This is a genomic window from Rhizobium sp. YAF28 (assembly GCF_052113285.1).
Lineage (GTDB): Bacteria > Pseudomonadota > Alphaproteobacteria > Rhizobiales > Rhizobiaceae > Rhizobium.
Genome location: NZ_JBFRCX010000005.1, coordinates 255,861 through 274,829 on the forward strand (window position 1 = coordinate 255,861; position 18,969 = coordinate 274,829).

The window sequence follows — 18,969 nt, forward strand, 5'->3', positions numbered from 1 at the left end:
AGGCAAGTTATGTCATCAAGCTTTCTTGCTGTAGGCATGCGCAATGCATATGATAATGCCACTTTACGGATAAATACGGTGGCCGGCCGCGCCTATCGGCCGCTGGACGAGGCAGGATTTCGAAATCCACGCAGGAGACGAGATCATATCAGGCCAACGGATCCGGCCCTTATTTTCAGGTCTGCGCCACGAAAAAAGACTGTGACAAACTACCATTGCTGACCGTTGCCGCAGAAAACCGCTGAAGCCCCACCCAGCGCTCTAGCGTGACCCCATAGACCTTCTTGAAATGCCGGATGAATGCGCCTGATCGGCAAAGCCGGTTGCCGCTGCCACTGCCCGCAGGCGAGTTAACGACCGCTGAAGCGTTGTCTCGCAGCCTCGGTAACGGGTGTATAAAGCGCCACGCGGGTGCCCTCCGGGTCGGAGAGCTGAACCGTGCGATTTCCCCACGGCAAATCCTTGGGTTCATGCACCACCTCGACATGATCCTTGAGCCGAGCGAATTCAGCGTCGACGTCCGATACCATGAATTCAAGAATGGCGGTTTTATTGGCGCGTGGCTCCGCACTGCCCTCCTTGAAGAGCGCGACCGTTTCCGCGCTCCCTATTGCCACGACGGCACCGGGTGTGACGATCTCGGCAAAGACGGGAGCAAGCCAGTCCGCGCGATAGCCCGTCACGAGCTCATAAAAGGCCACCATGCTTTCGATATCCGAAGCGATGAGACGGGTGGATGCGAGTTTCATCATTTTCTCCTTCACGCGTAATGATCTCTTTGCCCGCTCTTGTGACATAGTCGTCCTGCCAGCGTTGTGGCAGCAGGAGTCACCAGCCATGCGAAAAGCGGAACGGCTTTTTCAGATCATCCAGATACTTCGAAGGTCAAACCGTCCGGTCACCTCGGCGCAGCTTGCGGACGAACTCGAGGTCGCGCGACGAACCGTCTATCGTGACATTGCCCACCTGATTGGCCAGCGCGTTCCTATCGAAGGGGAAGCTGGTTTTGGCTACGTCCTCGACCCACGATACGATATGCCGCCGCTGATGCTGACTGCAGAGGAAATCGAGGCTGTTCTACTGGGCGTTCAGATGTAGGCGAAGCTGGGTGACCCGGCCATCAACGCTGCGGCGAGAGATGTCATCGCAAAGATTGCCTCAACCGTACCGGACCACCTTCTTCCCTTCATTGCCGAACCTTCGGTCAGCCTGAAACCTGGCAAGGTGATGGACAGCCTGACGCTCGACAGCCGTCCAGTCCGGCGGGCGATCAGGGAGGGGCGAAAGATTGAGCTTGAATATCGCGCCGCGAATGGAGCGGTAACCAGCCGTATCGTGTGGCCGGTGCTCCTCGGCTATGAGGATGCGCGCTGTCTTTTGATTGCGTGGTGCGAGTCGAAACAGGCCTTTCGCCATTTTCGCACCGAACGCATTCTCGATCTCAAGGTTCTCGAAGAAACCATCGGCCTATCTAGAGGCAAATTGAGACAGCAATGGCTGCAATGGCGTGAAGCCGAACTTTCCCGTTCGCGCCAGGCGCTATGATACGCCGCCATTGCTTACCTGCGCTGTCCGCTGAAGCCCCACCCATCGTCCAGGCGTCACGCCATAGGCCTTCTTGAAGTGCCGGATGAAATGCGCCTGATCGGCAAAGCCCGTGGCGGCCGCCACATCGGCGAAACCTTCGCCCTCGCCCATCAGCGCCTTTGCCTGCTGCAGCCGCCGCATCAGCATGTAGCGGTGCGGGCTGGTGGCAAAGGCCGTACGGAAATGTCGTGACAGGGTGAAACGGTCGAGGCCGGTAATGTTCTCCAGCTCGCCGGAGCGCACTGGCCTCAGAGCATGCGCCTCCAGATAATCGCGCGCCGCCCGCACCTGCCTCCAGGCAACGGCGCCGAGAGCCCGGCGGCGTACCTGCGAATGACGCGACAACCCGCCCGCCACGCGGCTCACGAAATCGTCGACGAAAAGTTCGTCCAGCTCCCGGTCGAGTTCGCCGAGTGCAGCGAGGAGCAATTGCGCCAGCGCGCCGTCGGCAATCACGGGCTGATCGACGAAGGGAAGGCCGATCTTTTCCGCCTCCAGGCATTCCATCAGGAGCGCCGGCTCCATGTAGAGCATGCGGTAATGCAAGCCCGCCTCCGTCGCCGCTCCGCCGTCATGTTCCTCGTCGGGATGCAGGACGATTACCTGCCCCGGCATGCTGAAGCGCCGCTCGCCGCGATAGGTGAAGGTCTGCACGCCATGCAGCGTCACGCCGAGCGCATAGGTATCGTGCCGGTGCGGCTCGAAGACATTGCCTGAGAACTGCGCCTCGATGCGCTCGATGCCCGGAAAGGCCGGCGCAGTCAGGATGCCGCTGCCGGCGGGCGCGGCCAGTATGCCGCTGCCCCGCTGCGGCTCGCACAAACGTTCAAGACCCTCGAAGACCTGCGGCGTTAGATCCTGGCTCAATGCGTTTCCGATACCCTGACGAAAGAGACTGGAATGTTTGATACCAAAATTGCGATCGTCCTGCGAAACAATCTTGCCGGCTGGCAGAAGCTGAATGTCACAGCCTTCCTTTCGACAGGCATCGCCGGGCAATATCCTGAAATCATCGGCGAGCCCTACAAGGATCGTGCCGGCAATCTCTACAACCCGCTATCCATCCAGCCGATCATCGTCTTGTCGGCCGACGAAGCGACGATATCGACGATCCACCGCCGCGCGCTGGAGCGCGAGGTGACCTCCTCGATCTTCATCGAGGAGATGTTTGCAACCGGCCATGATGCCGCCAATCGCGCCGTCTTCGCCGAATACACTCCCGATGATGCCAAGGTCGTTGGCATTGCGCTGCGCGCCGACAAGAAGATCGTCGACAAGATCACCAAGGGCGCGACGATGCAGCATTGAGGCAAACGGCCGGAAACGAAAAAAGGCCGGGCAATGACCCGGCCTTTTTGTCGTCTGAATGCAACCGATCAGCCCTGGGTGATCGGTGCAATCTGGATTTCGACGCGGCGGTTCTGGGCGCGACCGGCTTCGGTCGCATTGGAAGCGACCGGCTGCGACGGACCGTAGCCGACGGCCGAAACGCGGCGCTGGTCGATGCCCTGGCCGCCGAGATAATCGGCAACGGACAGCGCACGGCGCTGCGACAGGTCCTGGTTATGCTGCAGGCTGCCGGTGGAATCCGTATGGCCGTTGATGTCGATGAGCGTGCGGTTGAACTTGCGCAACACGATCGCGACAGAATTCAGCGTCGGATAGAAGCCGGGCTTCACCGCATCCTGGTCGATATCGAAGGTGATGTTCGACGGCATGTTGAGGATGATGTTATCGCCCTGGCGGGTAACGGAGATGCCGGTGCCTTCGAGCTGGGCGCGCAACTCGGCTTCCTGCTGGTCCATGTAGTTACCGATCGCACCACCGGCGAGCGCGCCGATGCCGGCGCCGATCAGCGCCGCATTGCGCTTGCCATGGCCGCCGCCACCGACGGCGACACCGACGAGAGCACCGCCGAGCGCGCCAAGGGCAGCACCGCCGGCAGTATTGGATACCTTCTGCTCACCAGTATACGGATCGGTCGTCGTGCAAGCTGAGAGGTAACTCGCCGCAACGGCCAGAAGGATGAATTTCTTGATCATGGACAGGAGGTTCTCCGTTCGAAGCTGGTGCGAGCAGATATTAGGGAATGCGGCAACAAGATGAAGATGCCAATCTGATAAGCTAAATTTCCCATGGAAAACATCGGCCTGTTGCAGCCGTGCCCCGATATCACCAGCTTTCTTGGCAAACAGCAGCGCTTGCCTCAGTCGAGCCCGCGGCGTCTGGCATAGGCCGCCCGCGCCTCGTCCATGCGTGCGGAGTTTGCGACGACCCACTCGGCAAGCCCCCGAACCGGATCCAGGAACTCCCGACCGAGATCCGTCAGCGCATATTCGACCTGCGGCGGCGTGGTGGGCGTCACGGTCCGGGAAACGAAGCCGTTCTCCTCCAGCTCCCGCAATGTCGATGCGAGGACCTTCTGGCTGATCTCGCCCACTTCGCGGCGCAAGGCGTTGAAACGCAGCGGCCCGTGACCCAGCACGCGCACCACCAGCAGGCTCCACTTGTCGCTGATGCGCGCCAGCATGCGGCTGATGTGATCGCAAGCACGAACTTGCTGGCAGCCATCGACTTCCTCGCAGGGGGCGGTTTCCTGATGGTTATCTGGTTTCAACAAAGTGCCTCCTTGTGCGGTCACACAAACCATTCGTAATCTGGTTACCGTAAGAAACCAGCATACAGGAGGTTACTTTGAATTCTAAGCCCCGTATCGCCGTTATTATCGGCTCCACCCGCCCCACTCGTTTCGCCGATGCCCCGGCACAATGGATATTGAAACAAGCTCAGGCACGTGATGACTTCGACGTGGAGCTGATCGACCTGCGCGATCACCCGCTTCCCTTCTTCGAAGAGATGGCGTCAAACCTGTGGATGCCCAGCCAGAACCCCGAAGCAGTCCGCTGGCAGCAAATGGTTGGGCGCTTCGACGGCTATATCTTCGTGGTCGCCGAATACAATCACTCGATCACGGCGGCTCTCAAGAACGCACTCGATCAGGCCTATAAGGAATGGAACCGCAAGCCCTTTACCGCCATCGGCTATGGCGGCTCTGGCGCCACGCGCGCCGTCGAACATCTGAGGGGAATCGGCGTGGAACTGCAGATGGTGTCCACACATGCTGCCGTCCATATTGGCGGCGGCGATTTCATGGCTGTTCATCCGGCTTTCGGCAACAAGCCGATCGAGGAAATCGAGACGAGCCTGCTGCCTACAGCAAAGACGGCCCTCGACGAACTGGTCTGGTGGGCCAAGGCGACGATGGCCGCAAAGGCAGCCGAAGCCTGAGCTTTCCGAAAGAAAACCGCGCGGCAAGCATGCTTGGCGCGCGGCTATGTTGCTGCTTCGGGACTTAGAAGTTCTGGAAGAGCTGACGAACCTTATCGTAGGACGCGTTTGCAATATTCAGTGATTGCAGACCGAGCTGCTGCTGGGTCTGCAGCGCCCTGAGCTTGCTCGATTCCTCCTCCATATTGGCATCGACAAGGCGACCAATGCCTTCGGTGATGTTGTCGGACAGGTTCTTGGCGAATTCGTCCTGCAAGCTGATGCGCTTTTCCAGTGCGCCGAAGGCCGAGCCGACGGTCGTCAACTGTCCGAGCGCCGCATCGACGACGCTGATCATTTCGTTCAGGTCCTGCTTGCTGGTATTCGCCGTCAGGCCGATTTCCACCTGGCCGGCCGTGTTGCCGTTCTTGCTTTTCGTCAGCACCCAGGTCTGCGCGGTGCCGAGTTCGGTTGCGAAGAAGGCGGAGGTCAGCACGCCATATTCGCCGGTGCCGCCCGCCCGATCGTCGATCACATAGCGTGCATCCTTGGAGGAGGTCGCGCCGCTCGGCGGGATATCGATATGGTAGCTCAACATGCCGACCGATACCGTACCGTCAGAATTACGGATGAAGGAGGCCGGGATCTGACGCGGCTGCGTCGGCGTCGTGGTATTGTCGAGAATGATCCAGTTGTCGTTGTTGAAGCCTGCGCCCTCGGAAACGCTGCGCAGCTGCGCCTTCAGCTGCTCGAGTTCTTCACCGACCTTGGTCTTGTCGACGCCCTGCTCGGTTGCGGCGACAAGCTTTGCCTTGATCTCGGTGACGACGTCGATGACGCTGTCGACGCCGGCTGATGCCGTTCCCATGGTGGCAGCCGCCATGCCGAGAGCATCCTGAACGGCGGAAAGTGCCTTGTTGTCGTGGCGCGCAGTCGTCGCGACCGACCAATAGGCGGCATTATCTCTGGATTTTTCAACACGCAGACCCGTCGTGATATGGTTCTGCGTCACCGTCATATTTCGATTGATATCACGCAGCACATAAAGCGCCGCATCCACGGAGGTGCGCTGATAAATACTCACGGTACGAACTCCAAAAACACAACAGAACGCAACAGAACAGGATGTGCCGAAATCAAGCGAACATTCATGTCCGCCGTCGCTGGAAAATCAGCGCAATGGCCCTCGGGAAAACTGGGGAAGGCCGACCGGTACTGATCGCAATCATTGCCGGTTATGCTTAAAAAACGGCTAAAGTTCAGAAGTAATTTATCTTATTTCACAAGACTTCATACACCATAAAAACGCCCGCCGGAGAGACCCGGCGGGCGTTTCCGAAAGTATTAAAAAAGGCTTGTTCGCGCTCTTACTCAGCAGCCTGAAGCTGTTCTTCCGGGCTCGGCTTCGGACGCGTCGCATGCGTCATTTCCTCGTGCAGGCGCGCTTCCTCATGGGCATGCGGCTTGGCGAAGCGGGCAATCAGGAGATAGGCGACGGGCGTGATGAACAGCGTCACCAGCGTTGCAAAGCCAAGGCCGCCGACGATGACCCAGCCGAGCGCCACGCGCGCTTCCGCACCGGCGCCATGCGCAAAGACCAAGGGAACACCCCCAAGAATGGTCGCGATCATCGTCATCATGACCGGGCGCAGGCGAAGCGCACAGGCCTTCTCGATGGAGGAGCGCACATCCTCGCCGCGATCGCGCAGCTGATTGGCGAATTCCACGATCAGGATGCCGTTCTTCGCCATCACGCCGACAAGCAGCACGAGACCGATCTGACTGTAGATATTGAGGCTGGAGCCGGTGATGATGAGCGCGAAGACGGCGCAGGCAAGGCCGAGCGGCACCGTCGACATGATGATCAGCGACGACAGCACGCTTTCGAACTGTGCCGCCAGCACCAGGAAAATGATGACGATCGCAAAGCCGAAGGTCAGCGCCATGCCGCTGGAATTCTCTTCCAGTGTCGCGGCTTCCGCGAGCGGCAGCAGGCGCGCACCAGGCGGCAGGAGCGGTGCTGCCATTTGTGTGACGTTCTTCACAGCGTCGCCGAGCGACATGCCGTCCTTCAGGCCGGCGGTGATCGCCACGGAGGCGAGCTGCTGTTCACGGCTGAGCTGCGGGGCGACCGAGCCTTCCTTCAGCGTGGCGATGACCGACATCGGCACGATCTTGCCGTCGCCGGTCTTCAGGAAGACGTTTTCGAGATCGGTCGGATCGTCGATCGGCCGCATCGTCGATGTCAGGAGCACCGGATAGGATTCGCCGCCGACGAAGACGTCGACCACTGAACGTCCCTCGAGCAGTGACTGGATGGCGGTCGAAAGCCCGGTGATGTCGATACCAAGATCGGAGGCCCGCTCGCGGTCGATGGCGACGGAGACCTGTGCCTGCGACGGTTCGTTGGTCAGGCGTGGCGTGTCGTACTGGCCGCTCGCATCGAGCTGCTGCACCAGCTTGGCGGCAGCCGCCGTCAGCGCCTCGTGATCATTGCCAATCAGCGCCATCTGCAACCCGCTGCCGGCGCCGCGGATACGCAGGCTGTTCGACGAGATCGCGTTGCCGCGCAGCGCCGGCACCTTGAAGGCCGCCTGATTGATATCGCGGACGATATCGGCCTGCGTGCGATGACGCTCGCCCCAGGGCGCCAGCGTCAGCACCATGAAGCCGCTGTTGGAAGAGCCGCCCTGGCCGGAAATCGAGAAGATGTTCCTGATGTCGCCGCTTTCGACGAGCGGCTGCAGGTATTCCTCCACGAGCTGCATCTTGTCGCGCGTATATTCGAGGCTGGAGCCCTGCGGCGTCGTCAGCCGCATCTGCACCATGGCGCGGTCTTCTTCCGGCGTCAGCTCACTCTTGACCGTCCCGAAGGCGACAATGGCGGCGGCACCGAAGATGAGGGAGAAGACGATGACGACGACAGGCGCATTCAGGCAGGCATGCAGCGCCCATTTATAGACGCGGGCGAAAGCCTCGCCGAAACGGCCGAGCAACCCGTGATCCTCGATCATCGGCTTGGTCAGCATGCGCGAGGCGAGCATCGGACACAGCGTCAGCGCCACGATCGACGACAGACCGACCGAGAAGGCCAGCACGAAGCCGAACTCGCGGAACAGGCCGCCCACCTGCCCCGGCAGGAAGGATAGCGGAATGAAGACGGCGGCAAGTGTCGCCGTCGTCGCGATGACGGCGAAGAACACCTCACGCGTGCCGAGCACGGCAGCCGCGCGCGGCCCCATGCCCTCGGAGCGGCGGCGCACGATGTTTTCGAGCACGACGATGGCGTCGTCGACCACGAGACCGGTCGCCAGAACGATCGCCAGCAGCGTCAGGATGTTGATGGAGAAGCCGACCATATAGATCGCCGCCAGCGTGCCGATCAGCGCTACCGGCATTGAAACGGAGGGAATCAGCGTCGCACGCCAGTCGCGCAGGAAGAGATAGATGACGACGGTGACGATGACCGCCGACAAAAGCAGCGCCAGCACCACTTCGTGGATCGCGCCATCGATGAAGACGGCGTCGTCGCTGGTGATCGCGATCGTCGTGCCCTTCGGCAGCGTCTTCGAAAGTTGGTCGACAGCAGCGTGAATGCCGGTGGAAATATTCAGCGTATTCGACTGCGCCTGGCGGATGATGCCGAGACCGATGCCAGGCTTGCCGTTGGAACGCAGTGCTGTCTCGCCGTCGCGCGGCCCGAGCGTCACGGTCGCAACGTCACCCAGGCGCACATTGTGTTGCAGGATGACGTTCTGGAAGTCCTCGGGTGTCTGCAGGCTGGCGGTGGCGCGCACCACGATATCCTGCATCGGGCTCTTCAGCGAACCGGCCGGCACGTCGAGCGCGGCATTGTCGAGCGCCTTGGTGAGATCGCCGATGGTCAGCCCGCGGCTTGCAAGCGCGCCCTGATCGACGTCGACTCGGAAGACCTTTTCCTGATCGCCGTATTCTTCGACATCGGCCACGCCATCGACGGAGGCCAGGCGATCGACCACCTCGTTTTCGACAAGCAACGTCAGGTCGTCCATGTTGAGCGTGTCCGACGTCACCGCGAGGCGCATGATCGCCGAAGAATCCGAATCCGCCTTGACGATCTGCGGCGCATCCGCCTCGTCGGGCAGGTTCTGGGCAATACGGCCGATCGCGTCGCGCACGTCGTTGGCGGCAACGGCGAGATCGATGGAATCGGAAAATTCCAGCGTCACACGGCTCTGGCCGAACTGCGAGCTGGAAGAGATGGACTTGAGACCGCTGACACGCGCGACCGCGCCTTCGATGACCTTGGTCAGTTCCTGGTCGATCGTCTGCGGCGAAGCGCCGTCGAAGGTGGTGCGCACGGTCACGACCGGCCGGTCGACATCGGGCAGCTCGCGCACTTCGACGCCCACATAGGCCGCAAGGCCCGCCACCACCATCAGCGTATTGAAGACCAGCGCCAGGATCGGCCGCCGCACGAAAAGCGCGGTGAAGGTCGCCTTGTTGGATTCCGGTTTGCCGTGGTGGATCTCGGTCACGCTCATTGGGCGGCGACCTTGTCGTTGGAGGCGACATCGGTTGCCACCCGCACCGCGCCGTTCTCGCGCACGCGCTGCAGGCCCTGTGTGACGATCAGATCGCCGTCCTTCAGCTCGCCCTTAACAAGCACATAATCTGGATTGCGCTGCACGACCGTGACCCGCACCTTGTGCGACTTGTCGTCGGTCACCTGCCAGACGAAGGAGCCCTGAGCATCCCACTGCACAGAGAGCGGGTTGACGGCCGGATATTTATCGCCGGCAAACTTCATGCTGACGGCGAAGGACATACCAGCGCGCAGTTCGTCCGAGCCGTTGTCGATCCGCCCCCGCAGACGCAGCGTGCGGCTTGCCGAATCGATGCGGTTGTCGACCGCTTCCAGCACGCCAGAGAAGACCTTGCCCGGCCGCGCCACAGACGTTGCCTCGACCGTCTGGCCGACGGAAACGGTATTGGCGAAACGCTCCGGCACCCAGTAGTCGACGAGGATTTCAGTGCGGTCGTCCAGTGTTACGATCGGCGTCGAGGTCGTGACATTGTCGCCGATATTGACGGGCACGATGCCGACGATGCCGTCGATCGGCGCCACGATGTTGCGGCGCGTAAGATTGAGCTCGGCAGCCTGCAGCTGCAGCCGCGCATTCTGCTCGGCGATCTCGGAATCGAAGACGTCCATGCGCGAAACGCTGGACTTGATGCTGTGATAGAGGTTGGACTTCTCAAGCGCACTGTTCAGCGCCACCTGTGCCTGCCCCTGGGCAATCACCTGCTCTTCGCTGTCGAGCTTGGCGAGAACCTGGCCCTGCTTGACCATATCGCCTGATTTGATGAGGATTTCGCGGATCGTGCCCGTCGCCTGCGGCGTGACCGCAACGGAGCGGATCGCATCACCTGTGCCGATCGCATTCAGCCGGTCGTTAACGACGCCCTGCACTACGGCCTGGGTGACGACAAGTACGGCAGCATTGCGTCCGCCGCCATTCCGACGGCCCTGCCCTTGCCCCTGAGCACCCTGACCTTGCCCACCCTGTGCCTGAGCGCCGGCATCGGCTGCTTCCTCACCCTTGGGTGCGATCATGGAGACGATATTGTCAGGAATACCGGCATTACGCATCGTCTCGCCGGCGCCGGGCACAAAGTAAACCCACGCGGCAAAGCCGGCCAAAATGACGACGATGCAAAATGCAAATTGCTTCCAAAAGGGCATTCACGTCTCCGGAGGGACTCGAGGTTACGTCCAGGGTCGGTCGAAAGAGGCGTACGGGACGACAAGTCCCGCCTGGTGCGACAATATCGCACCTTCCCCCGGCCAGCAGCAAGCGTAACCACCCGTCATTACGGATTTGTAATGTCAGCAAGTTTTGAAAATAACCCGTCCAGTCACTTTTACTTGAGCGAAGCTAAATACGCCGCTCCCGCCGCCATGTTCCGGGCGAAACTCCGTTGAGTGCGGTGAAGATACGCGTGAGATGGCTCTGGTCGGCAAAGCCGCAGGCGACGGCGATCTCGGCGATGGAAGCCGTGCCCAGCAGCATCTGCCGCGCCTTCTCCGCCCGATATTCCATCAGCCAGCGATGCGGCGTGCGGCCCGTCGATTTCTTGAAGGCGCGGATGAAATAGCTGGTCGAAAGCCCGCATTGCGCCGCGACATCCGATATCGTCGCCTCCCGCGCCGTCAGCGATGCGAGGAACGCCGTCGCCATGTTGAGCTGGCGCCCTGAAAGTCCGCCGCTACGCTCTGCAGGCAGATTGACCTTGCCGTAACGCGTCACCAGGTGCGCCTGCAGCGCCAGGAGAATGTGATCGATGAAGAGCGCGCTCGCATATGCCGGCTGGCTGAGTGCCGGCAGCAGCGCCATGGCAAGCCCCTGCACAACAGGATCGAGCTGCCCCTGCCCGCAATCGAGCCCGTCAAACCCCGAGCGTCCTGCCTCGTAGCTGAAATCGGAAAGCCCCTGCCGGGATATATTGAAGCGCATATTATCGAAGGAGGAGCGATGATGGCAGCGCCATTCTTCCCCAAGATCGGTGATCGCCAGCGCGCCTGCCGGATGGCCGCCGTCATGGACGAGCTTGCCGCTGCGCCAGAGGCGATGATTGTCGAAAGGTTTCAACTGGGCGATGACGCTGAAAGCCTCCGCCTGGGGAATCGGCCCGCTTTCGTCATGGTCGACGCTATTGCTGCGCATGCGCACGATCGAGACCGCACCGGCTTGAAGCAATGAAATCTTTGGCCGAGACGCCAATTCAATCACCCCCGTTTTCGAATTGCCTCCCGCCATCACAATTACATGATTTCCCCTCAAAAACCACTGACGGAATCGAAACGGCAGCCTCCTTCCCGAGACTGCCGTCCGTCATACCGTTTCCCGAAAGATCAGGCGGCTTCCTGAAACGCCTTCTCAAGCGTGGCGATGTCGAGCTTGACCATCTGCAGCATCGCCTCGGTCATCTTCTTGGCATTACCCTTGCGCGTACCGCTCATCATCTCGGTCAGCGCCTTGGGCACGATCTGCCAGGAAAGACCCCAGCGATCCCTGAGCCAGCCGCATTGTTCTGCCGTGCCCCCGTTGGCAAGGAAGCCATCCCAAATGCGGTCGACCTCCGCCTGATCTTCGCAGATGACCTGCACGGAGTAGGCATGGTTGAACGGTTCGAATGGTCCGGCCCGCATGGCGACGAAATTCTGGCCGCCGAGCGTAAACTGGACGATCTCGACGCTGCCCGGAGGGCCGCTCGGTGTCTCCGCCGGCACGGTGGTGATCTCGCCGATAGCGGAATTGGGCACCAGCGAGACATAGAATTCGACCGCCTCGCGAGCGCTTTCTGCAAACCAGAGATGTGAAATGACCTTGACCATGAAACGTCCTCCTTTGGTCTGTTGGTCTCCGTTCATGGCTAAGACGTGTGAGCCGTGCCCGTCCCGACAGCGAGTACGAGAATTTTATCGGCCTTCTTTTTCGGCCTCCCGTTTTTCGGTTTTCCGAAGCCTCAACACGGCCCTGCAGGTCAGGGCAATTTTCGACAAAAGAGGGTGAGAACAAACAATCGGAATTGGTTTTTGCCAAGTAGGTTCGCGGCAATACGCGGCCTCGCTCTTGCGGGGAAGCGATGCCGACCGACGCCCTCCATGGACGCATGTCGGCAACACGTTTCTTGCCTTTAAGGCCTCATGACCAGGGAGAACGACCAATGTCCAGATATCTTGAAGTCCTCACGCCGCAGAACAGCCAGCTGATCTTCATCGACCAGCAGCCGCAGATGGCCTTCGGTGTCCAGTCCATCGACCGCCAGACGCTGAAGAACAACGTCGTCGGCCTCGCCAAGGCTGCCAAAACCTTCAAGGTGCCGACCACCATCACCACGGTCGAGACCGAAGCCTTCTCGGGCCACACCTATCCGGAACTGCTCGCTGTCTTCCCCGAAAACACAATTCTCGAACGCTCCTCGATGAACTCCTGGGACGATCAGAACGTTCGCGACGCGCTAGCGAAGAACGCCGCCAACGGCCGCAAGAAGGTCGTCGTGTCAGGCCTCTGGACCGAAGTCTGCAACACCACCTTTGCACTCTCCTGCATGCACGACACCGATTACGAGATCTACATGGTCGCCGATGCCTCGGGCGGCACATCCGGCGATGCCCACAAATACGCCATGGACCGCATGGTCCAGGCTGGCTGCGTTCCCGTCACCTGGCAGCAGGTGCTGCTGGAATGGCAGCGCGACTGGGCCCGTCGCGAAACCTATGAGGCCGTCACCACCATCGTGAAGGAACATTCCGGCGCTTACGGCATGGGCGTCGATTACGCCTATACCCATGTCCACAAGGCACCCGAGCGCGTCACGCATGGCAAGCGCATTGGCCCGAACCCGGCCAAGTGAGTTCTCTCGAGGGAGCGGCTTCATCGCCGCTTCCCCGTTGCTGCATGCCGAAATAAATCGAGGCCTCAAATGAAAATCTATCTCCTCTCCCTCGGCGCCGGCCTTCTCGTTGGCATCGTCTACAGCCTCCTGAACGTTCGTTCGCCGGCTCCTCCTGTGATCGCGCTTGTCGGTCTGCTGGGCATCCTTGTCGGCGAACAGATCATTCCCTTCGCCAAGACGATTATCAACAAAGAGCCGGCCGCAGTCTCGTGGCTGCATCAGATCAAGCCACACATGTTCGGCCATTTGCCCAAGGGCACAAATCCCGCCGACATCAAGCCTTCCGACAAGGTCTGATACCTGCTCTCGCTCGAGGACGAAGATTATGGAAAACGCAACCGCCGACCTCATCCTGCATCACGGGCTGATCACCACGCTCGACCGCTCCAATCCGACCGCCAGCGCCGTTGCCGTCAAGGACGGCAGGTTCCTCGCCGTCGGCCACGATGCCGAGATCATGGCGCTCAAGGGGCCGGACACCAAGGTGGTCGATCTCAAGGGCAAACGTGTCCTTCCCGGCCTCATCGATAACCACACGCACGTCGTCAGGGGCGGTCTGAACTTCAACATGGAGCTGCGCTGGGATGGCGTGCGCTCGCTCGCAGACGCGATGAACATGCTGAAGCGCCAGGTGGCGATCACACCTGCACCGCAATGGGTGCGAATCGTCGGCGGTTTCACCGAGCATCAGTTCACCGAGAAGCGCCTGCCGACCATCGACGAGATCAACGCGGTTGCGCCCGACACCCCGGTCTTCATCCTGCATCTCTATGATCGTGCCCTGCTGAATGGCGCAGCCCTTCGCGCCGTCGGCTATACCAAGGACACGCCAAACCCGCCCGGTGGCGAGATCACCCGCGATGCCCAAGGCAACCCGACCGGCCTGCTGCTTGCCAAACCGAATGCCGGTATTCTCTATTCGACGCTCGCCAAGGGTCCGAAACTGCCCTTCGACTATCAGGTCAATTCCACCCGCCACTTCATGCGCGAGCTGAACCGCCTCGGCGTAACAGGCGTCATCGATGCCGGCGGCGGCTTCCAGAACTATCCAGATGACTATGCCGTCATCCAGAAGCTTGCCGATGACGGCCAGATGACCGTCCGCCTCGCCTATAATCTCTTCACCCAGAAGCCCAAGCAGGAGAAGGAAGACTTCCTGAACTGGACGGCTTCGGTGAAATACAAGCAGGGCACAGATTACTTCCGCCACAACGGCGCCGGCGAAATGCTGGTCTTTTCCGCTGCCGATTTCGAGGATTTCCGCCAGCCGCGCCCCGATATGCCGCCGGAAATGGAAGGCGAGCTGGAAGAGGTCGTGCGCGTACTCGCCGAAAACCGCTGGCCCTGGCGCCTGCACGCCACCTATGACGAGACGATCAGCCGCGCGCTCGACGTCTTCGAGAAAGTCAATCAGGATATCCCGCTCGAAGGCCTCAACTGGTTCTTCGACCATGCAGAGACGATTTCCGAACAGTCGATCGACCGTATCGCCGCACTCGGCGGCGGCATCGCCGTGCAGCACCGCATGGCCTATCAGGGCGAATATTTCGTCGAGCGCTACGGCGTGGGGGCTGCCGAGGCCACCCCACCCGTCGCCCGCATGCTGGAAAAAGGCGTCAAGGTTTCCGCCGGCACCGATGCCACCCGCGTTGCCTCCTATAATCCCTGGGTGTCGCTCTCCTGGATGATCACGGGCCGCACCGTCGGCGGCATGGCGATCTATCCGCGCCGGAACTGCCTGGACCGCGAAACGGCGCTGCGCATGTGGACCGAAAACGTCACCTGGTTCTCCAACGAGGAAGGCAAGAAGGGCCGCATCGAGAAAGGCCAGTTCGCCGATCTCATCGTGCCGGACAAGGATTTCTTTGCCTGCGCCGAAGAGGAAATATCCTTCCTTACGTCGGAGCTGACCATGGTCGGCGGCAAGATCGTCTATGGCGCGGGCCACTTCGCCGAGCTCGATGATAACCCGGTTCCGCCCGCCATGCCGGACTGGTCGCCGGTACGCGCCTTCGGTGGATATGCCGCCTGGGGTGAGCCTGAGGGCGCCGGCAAGAACTCGTTGCGCCGCCACCTGATTTCCGCCTGCGGCTGCGCCAATGATTGCAATGTCCACGGCCATGCCCACGCCAATGCCTGGGGTTCGAAGGCACCGGTCTCCGATCTCAAGAGCTTCTGGGGTGCGCTCGGCTGCGCCTGCTGGGCCGTCTGAGGATCGATGCCATGCATGCCCTTGAAATCCAATTTGCGTCCCTCGCCCGCCCTCTTTTCGGCGCCGCCTTCATGCGCTTCATCGCCTACCTCGGCCTCTGCGCCGCCTATCTGCAGGGCGGCCTCAACAAGCTCACGGACTTTCCGGCCGCGATCGGTGAGATGACGCATTTCGGTCTCTCGCCTGCCCCGCTCTTTGCGGTATTCGTCATCATCCTGGAGCTTGTCGCCTCACTCATGATTCTTACCGGCTTTTTCCGTTGGCTGGGCGCACTCGCCCTCGGTGGCTTCACACTGATGGCCACCTTCCTCGCCCTGCGTTTCTGGGAATTGCCTGATGGAATGGAACGCTTCATGGCCGCCAATTCCTTCTTCGAACATCTGGGCCTCGTCGGCGGTTTTCTGCTCGTCGCCTGGCTCGATCTCAGGGAAAAAGCATAGGGCAACCTGCACCTAAGCATCACTTCCGCTGACCATTGCAAAAATGCTTCCTGACCCTGTCAGCACCGCGGTGCAAACCATCCGCCCCCAGGGCGTAGATCCTGCCAACCTCAGCATAGGACAAGTTCAATGCCGACGATCACAACCAAAGACGGAACGACGATTTACTATCAGGATTGGGGCAATGGCCAGCCGATCCTCTTCTCCCACGGTTGGCCGCTCTCGAGCGACGCATGGGAAGTGCAGATGCTCTATTTCGCCCAGCAGGGCTACCGCGTCATCGCCCACGACCGCCGCGGCCACGGCAAGTCCTCGCAGCCGTGGAACGGCAACAATATGGACCAGTATGCCGATGACCTCGCCGAGCTCATCGAGAAGCTCGATCTGAAGAACCTCATCATGATCGGCCATTCCACCGGCGGCGGCGAAGTCGCCCATTATATCGGCCGCCATGGCACCAGCCGCGTCGCCAAGGTCGTGCTCGTCGGCGCCGTTCCGCCGCTGATGCTGAAGACGCCTGCCAATCCCGAAGGCTTGCCGATCGAAGTCTTCGACGGCATCCGCAAGGGCACGGCCGGCGACCGCTCGCAGTTCTACCGCGACCTCACCATGCCCTTCTACGGCTTCAACCGCGATGGCGCCAAGGTCAATGAAGGCCTGCGCGAAACCTTCTGGCTGATGGGCATGGCCGGAGGCATCAAAGGCCACTACGATTGCATCCGCGAATTCTCCGAGGTCGATTACAGCGACGACCTGAAGAAGATCGACGTTCCGGCGCTCCTCATCCATGGCGATGCCGACCAGATCGTGCCGATCCAGGCTGCCGCCGAAAAGGGCATCAAGCTTCTGAAGAACGGCACGCTGAAGGTCTATCCGGGCGCCCCGCATGGCCTCGCCCAGACCGAAGCCGACAAGTTCAACGCCGACGTTCTCGCCTTCATCAAGGCGTAAACCGGGAGTAGCGGCCGGCCAGGCCGAAGGAGATCACGCAATGCTTCGTCTATCGTTAGCCCTTGTTGCCCTTCTCGGCCTAGCCGGTGCCCCGGCCTATGCCGCCTCGCCGCAATTCGGCGTCGGCGCGCAATATGATACGACCCATGTCTATGTCGCTCCTGGCGACGTGGACGCCTTCGCCAAAAGCTTCCTCGCAACTTTCGGCGGCACCAGCACCAAGCAGGTAACGGCAACCGTTACGCCGACGCCGAGCAGCACGACGTCGCAGCTTCTGCAGACGCCCGTCGGTACTATCTCGCTCTTCGGCTTCGAGACGCCGATCCCCTACCCCTTCGGCGCCGAACGATCAGGCTATCTCGTCACCGATCTCGACAAGGCCATAGCCGCGGCAAAGGCTGCCGGCGCCGACGTCATTGTCTCCGCCTTCCCGGATCCGATCGGCCGCGATGCCGTCATCCAGTGGCCGGGCGGTGTCAACATGCAGCTCTATTGGCACACGACCACGCCAAACTATCCGGCCTTCACGACCATCCCGGAAAACCGCGTCTACGTGTCCGTCGACCGCGTGGCCGCCTTCACCCATGCCTTTCTCGCCTTCTCGCATGGCAAGGTCGTCTCCGACGATGAGAAGGCGCCCGGCACCGAGATTGGCCTGCCGGACAAGGCCTTTCACCGCCTGCGCATCGAATCCGTCTTCGGCCGCATGACCGTGCTCGTCACCGATGGCCAGCTGCCTTTCCCCTATGGTCGCGAAATGACTGGCTACGAGACCGCCGATCTTGACGCGACGCTTCAAAAAGCCAAGGAGAGCGGCGCTGAAATTCTCGTCGAACCCTACCAGTCCGGCGATCGCCGCGCCGCCATGGTGGAATTCCCGGGCGGCTATATTGCCGAAATCCACGCCGTCGCGGCACACTAGGCAAACGAATTCATAGAGGAAAAAACAATGCGCCCAGCCCTGCCCGTGCTCCTGAGCCTGACCGGCGGCTATGTTGATACAGCCGGCTTCCTGGCGCTTGGCGGCCTCTTCCCCGCCCATGTCACCGGCAACTTCGTGACGCTTGGCGCAGCGCTCACTCACGGCACGTCTGGCATCATCGCCAAGTTGCTGGCGCTGCCGGTGTTCTGCCTGACGATCCTTCTGCTGCGCTACCTCACCCACAATGTGCCGCCAGGCGATGAGAAGGGCTTGCGCATCCTGCTCGTGATCAAGCTTCTCTTCCTGATTGCCGGCGGCGCCTGCGCCATCTGGCTTGCGCCCTTTACCAATCCGGATGGCCTGCCGCTGGTCGCGACCGGCATGCTGCTCGTCATCGCCATGGCGATCCAGAACGCCGCTCACCGCATCCATCTCGGCGCCTCACCGCCGAGCACGCTGATGACCGGCACGACGACGCAGATCATGATCGATCTCGGCGACCTCGCCCATGGCAGCCTCGGCGATCAGACAAAGACCGTGAAAGGGCGCCTGTCGCGCTTGACGGTCGCCGTTTTCGCCTTCGCCCTCGGCTGCGGCCTTGCCGCCTTGCTCTTTGCGACCATTGGCGTCTGGTGCTTGGCCCTGCCGCCGCTCTTTGCGCTGGTTTCGGTCTACTTGGCTTTTGCCGGCCCGCAGGCCGCTTGAGAGCAGCCCTTAGCGGCCGATGCCGTTGCCGGCCGCCTTTGCCTCTGCCTCGGCAATACGTTGCCTCAGCGTGGCCTTGCGCGCCCGGATCTCAAGCGAAACGAGTTCGGAAATCGACCCATTGCGGCGCAGCAAGGCAATCGTGCTCAACACGGGAGCCACAATGGCAGCGACAAAGAATCCGAGGCCCTCGCCACTGTGCGGCAAACCGTTCCCCGCGATCAGCGCAGCAACGATGATCAGCAGGATCAGATTGGCAAGAATGGCGATGACGTGCATATGGCTCTCCCAATGGTTGGCGCGAGACCATAGTTGAGCTCCAGGAGGACCACAACTCCTGGGCAGGCTTCCCGACCAGGCAAATAAACCGGCTGAGGATAGCGCAGCCGCTGGGAATGAAAGCAGAACATCTTTTCTGGTCTTTCCTTCCCGAATCACTACAT

Annotated in this window: 19 protein-coding genes and 1 pseudogene; 10 read left to right on the top strand and 10 right to left on the bottom strand. The window is 61.0% G+C overall.

Annotated elements, in window-relative coordinates; genetic code table 11:
- Positions 1 to 350 precede the first annotated feature (350 nt).
- Positions 351 to 749: a VOC family protein gene (locus AB4Z13_RS13635; protein WP_442206247.1), complete on the bottom strand. Its 399-nt coding sequence runs from the start codon at positions 747 to 749 to the stop codon at positions 351 to 353.
- A gap of 88 nt (positions 750 to 837) precedes the next feature.
- Between AB4Z13_RS13635 and AB4Z13_RS13640 the strand changes: the two are divergent.
- Positions 838 to 1,545 (top strand): annotated as a pseudogene (locus AB4Z13_RS13640) (helix-turn-helix transcriptional regulator).
- On the opposite strand, the gene AB4Z13_RS13645 reads toward AB4Z13_RS13640, so the two are convergent.
- Positions 1,540 to 2,454 (bottom strand): AraC family transcriptional regulator, encoded by a 915-nt coding sequence (locus tag AB4Z13_RS13645; protein WP_442206166.1) that lies wholly within the window; start codon positions 2,452 to 2,454, stop codon positions 1,540 to 1,542. The pseudogene AB4Z13_RS13640 and the gene AB4Z13_RS13645 overlap by 6 nt on opposite strands.
- A gap of 33 nt (positions 2,455 to 2,487) precedes the next feature.
- Here AB4Z13_RS13645 and AB4Z13_RS13650 point away from each other — a divergent pair, with 33 nt between their 5' ends.
- Positions 2,488 to 2,895, top strand: a complete 408-nt coding sequence (locus AB4Z13_RS13650) for a DUF2000 family protein (RefSeq protein WP_113325509.1) — start codon at positions 2,488 to 2,490, stop codon at positions 2,893 to 2,895.
- A 68-nt stretch (positions 2,896 to 2,963) separates the two neighbouring features.
- Here the strand turns inward: AB4Z13_RS13650 and AB4Z13_RS13655 are convergent, their stop codons facing one another.
- Together AB4Z13_RS13655 and AB4Z13_RS13660 are read right to left on the bottom strand one after the other, a co-directional pair.
- Positions 2,964 to 3,629, bottom strand: coding sequence for an OmpA family protein (locus tag AB4Z13_RS13655; RefSeq protein WP_113325510.1), 666 nt, complete (start codon positions 3,627 to 3,629; stop codon positions 2,964 to 2,966).
- Between the two features lie 164 nt (positions 3,630 to 3,793).
- Positions 3,794 to 4,204, bottom strand: coding sequence for a winged helix-turn-helix transcriptional regulator (locus AB4Z13_RS13660; RefSeq protein ID WP_310389410.1), 411 nt, complete (start codon positions 4,202 to 4,204; stop codon positions 3,794 to 3,796).
- Between the two features lie 77 nt (positions 4,205 to 4,281).
- Between AB4Z13_RS13660 and AB4Z13_RS13665 the strand changes: the two genes are divergently transcribed.
- Positions 4,282 to 4,875, top strand: a complete 594-nt coding sequence (locus AB4Z13_RS13665) for an NADPH-dependent FMN reductase (RefSeq protein ID WP_442206167.1) — start codon at positions 4,282 to 4,284, stop codon at positions 4,873 to 4,875.
- Between the two features lie 64 nt (positions 4,876 to 4,939).
- On the opposite strand, the gene AB4Z13_RS13670 is transcribed toward AB4Z13_RS13665, so the two are convergent.
- The 5 genes from AB4Z13_RS13670 to AB4Z13_RS13690 form a co-directional block, all read right to left on the bottom strand.
- Positions 4,940 to 5,938, bottom strand: coding sequence for a flagellin N-terminal helical domain-containing protein (locus AB4Z13_RS13670; protein ID WP_113325513.1), 999 nt, complete (start codon positions 5,936 to 5,938; stop codon positions 4,940 to 4,942).
- A gap of 283 nt (positions 5,939 to 6,221) precedes the next feature.
- Entirely contained in the window at positions 6,222 to 9,377 is a 3,156-nt protein-coding gene (locus tag AB4Z13_RS13675) for an efflux RND transporter permease subunit (RefSeq protein ID WP_113325514.1), read from the bottom strand.
- Positions 9,374 to 10,579 (bottom strand): efflux RND transporter periplasmic adaptor subunit, encoded by a 1,206-nt coding sequence (locus AB4Z13_RS13680; RefSeq protein ID WP_113325515.1) that lies wholly within the window; start codon positions 10,577 to 10,579, stop codon positions 9,374 to 9,376. Before AB4Z13_RS13680 ends, AB4Z13_RS13675 begins: the two co-directional genes overlap by 4 nt.
- Before the next feature lie 193 nt (positions 10,580 to 10,772).
- Positions 10,773 to 11,561 (bottom strand): helix-turn-helix domain-containing protein, encoded by a 789-nt coding sequence (locus AB4Z13_RS13685; protein WP_113325520.1) that lies wholly within the window; start codon positions 11,559 to 11,561, stop codon positions 10,773 to 10,775.
- 188 nt (positions 11,562 to 11,749) lie between these two features.
- A complete protein-coding gene (locus AB4Z13_RS13690) occupies positions 11,750 to 12,232 on the bottom strand; it encodes a VOC family protein (RefSeq protein ID WP_439015909.1) in 483 nt (160 codons plus the stop codon).
- A 332-nt stretch (positions 12,233 to 12,564) separates the two neighbouring features.
- On the opposite strand from AB4Z13_RS13690, the gene AB4Z13_RS13695 reads away from it, so the two are divergent.
- From AB4Z13_RS13695 to AB4Z13_RS13725, 7 genes are all read left to right on the top strand, one after another.
- Positions 12,565 to 13,254, top strand: a complete 690-nt coding sequence (locus AB4Z13_RS13695; protein ID WP_442206168.1) for a hydrolase — start codon at positions 12,565 to 12,567, stop codon at positions 13,252 to 13,254.
- A gap of 69 nt (positions 13,255 to 13,323) precedes the next feature.
- Entirely contained in the window at positions 13,324 to 13,593 is a 270-nt protein-coding gene (locus AB4Z13_RS13700) for a XapX domain-containing protein (RefSeq protein ID WP_007814401.1), read from the top strand.
- Between the two features lie 28 nt (positions 13,594 to 13,621).
- On the top strand, positions 13,622 to 15,508 hold the full coding sequence (locus AB4Z13_RS13705; RefSeq protein ID WP_439015910.1) for an amidohydrolase: 1,887 nt from the start codon (positions 13,622 to 13,624) through the stop codon (positions 15,506 to 15,508).
- Positions 15,509 to 15,519: 11 nt separating this feature from the next.
- Complete coding sequence (locus AB4Z13_RS13710) at positions 15,520 to 15,948, top strand: DoxX family protein (RefSeq protein ID WP_439015911.1); 429 nt, start codon at positions 15,520 to 15,522, stop codon at positions 15,946 to 15,948.
- 129 nt (positions 15,949 to 16,077) lie between these two features.
- Positions 16,078 to 16,899, top strand: a complete 822-nt coding sequence (locus tag AB4Z13_RS13715) for an alpha/beta fold hydrolase (RefSeq protein WP_442206169.1) — start codon at positions 16,078 to 16,080, stop codon at positions 16,897 to 16,899.
- A 40-nt stretch (positions 16,900 to 16,939) separates the two neighbouring features.
- Positions 16,940 to 17,821, top strand: coding sequence for a glyoxalase (locus AB4Z13_RS13720; protein ID WP_439015913.1), 882 nt, complete (start codon positions 16,940 to 16,942; stop codon positions 17,819 to 17,821).
- A gap of 27 nt (positions 17,822 to 17,848) precedes the next feature.
- On the top strand, positions 17,849 to 18,526 hold the full coding sequence (locus AB4Z13_RS13725; RefSeq protein WP_442206170.1) for a YoaK family protein: 678 nt from the start codon (positions 17,849 to 17,851) through the stop codon (positions 18,524 to 18,526).
- Positions 18,527 to 18,535: 9 nt separating this feature from the next.
- Here AB4Z13_RS13725 and AB4Z13_RS13730 read toward each other — a convergent pair whose 3' ends face one another.
- A complete protein-coding gene (locus tag AB4Z13_RS13730; protein WP_442206171.1) occupies positions 18,536 to 18,805 on the bottom strand; it encodes a hypothetical protein in 270 nt (89 codons plus the stop codon).
- Positions 18,806 to 18,969 lie beyond the last annotated feature (164 nt).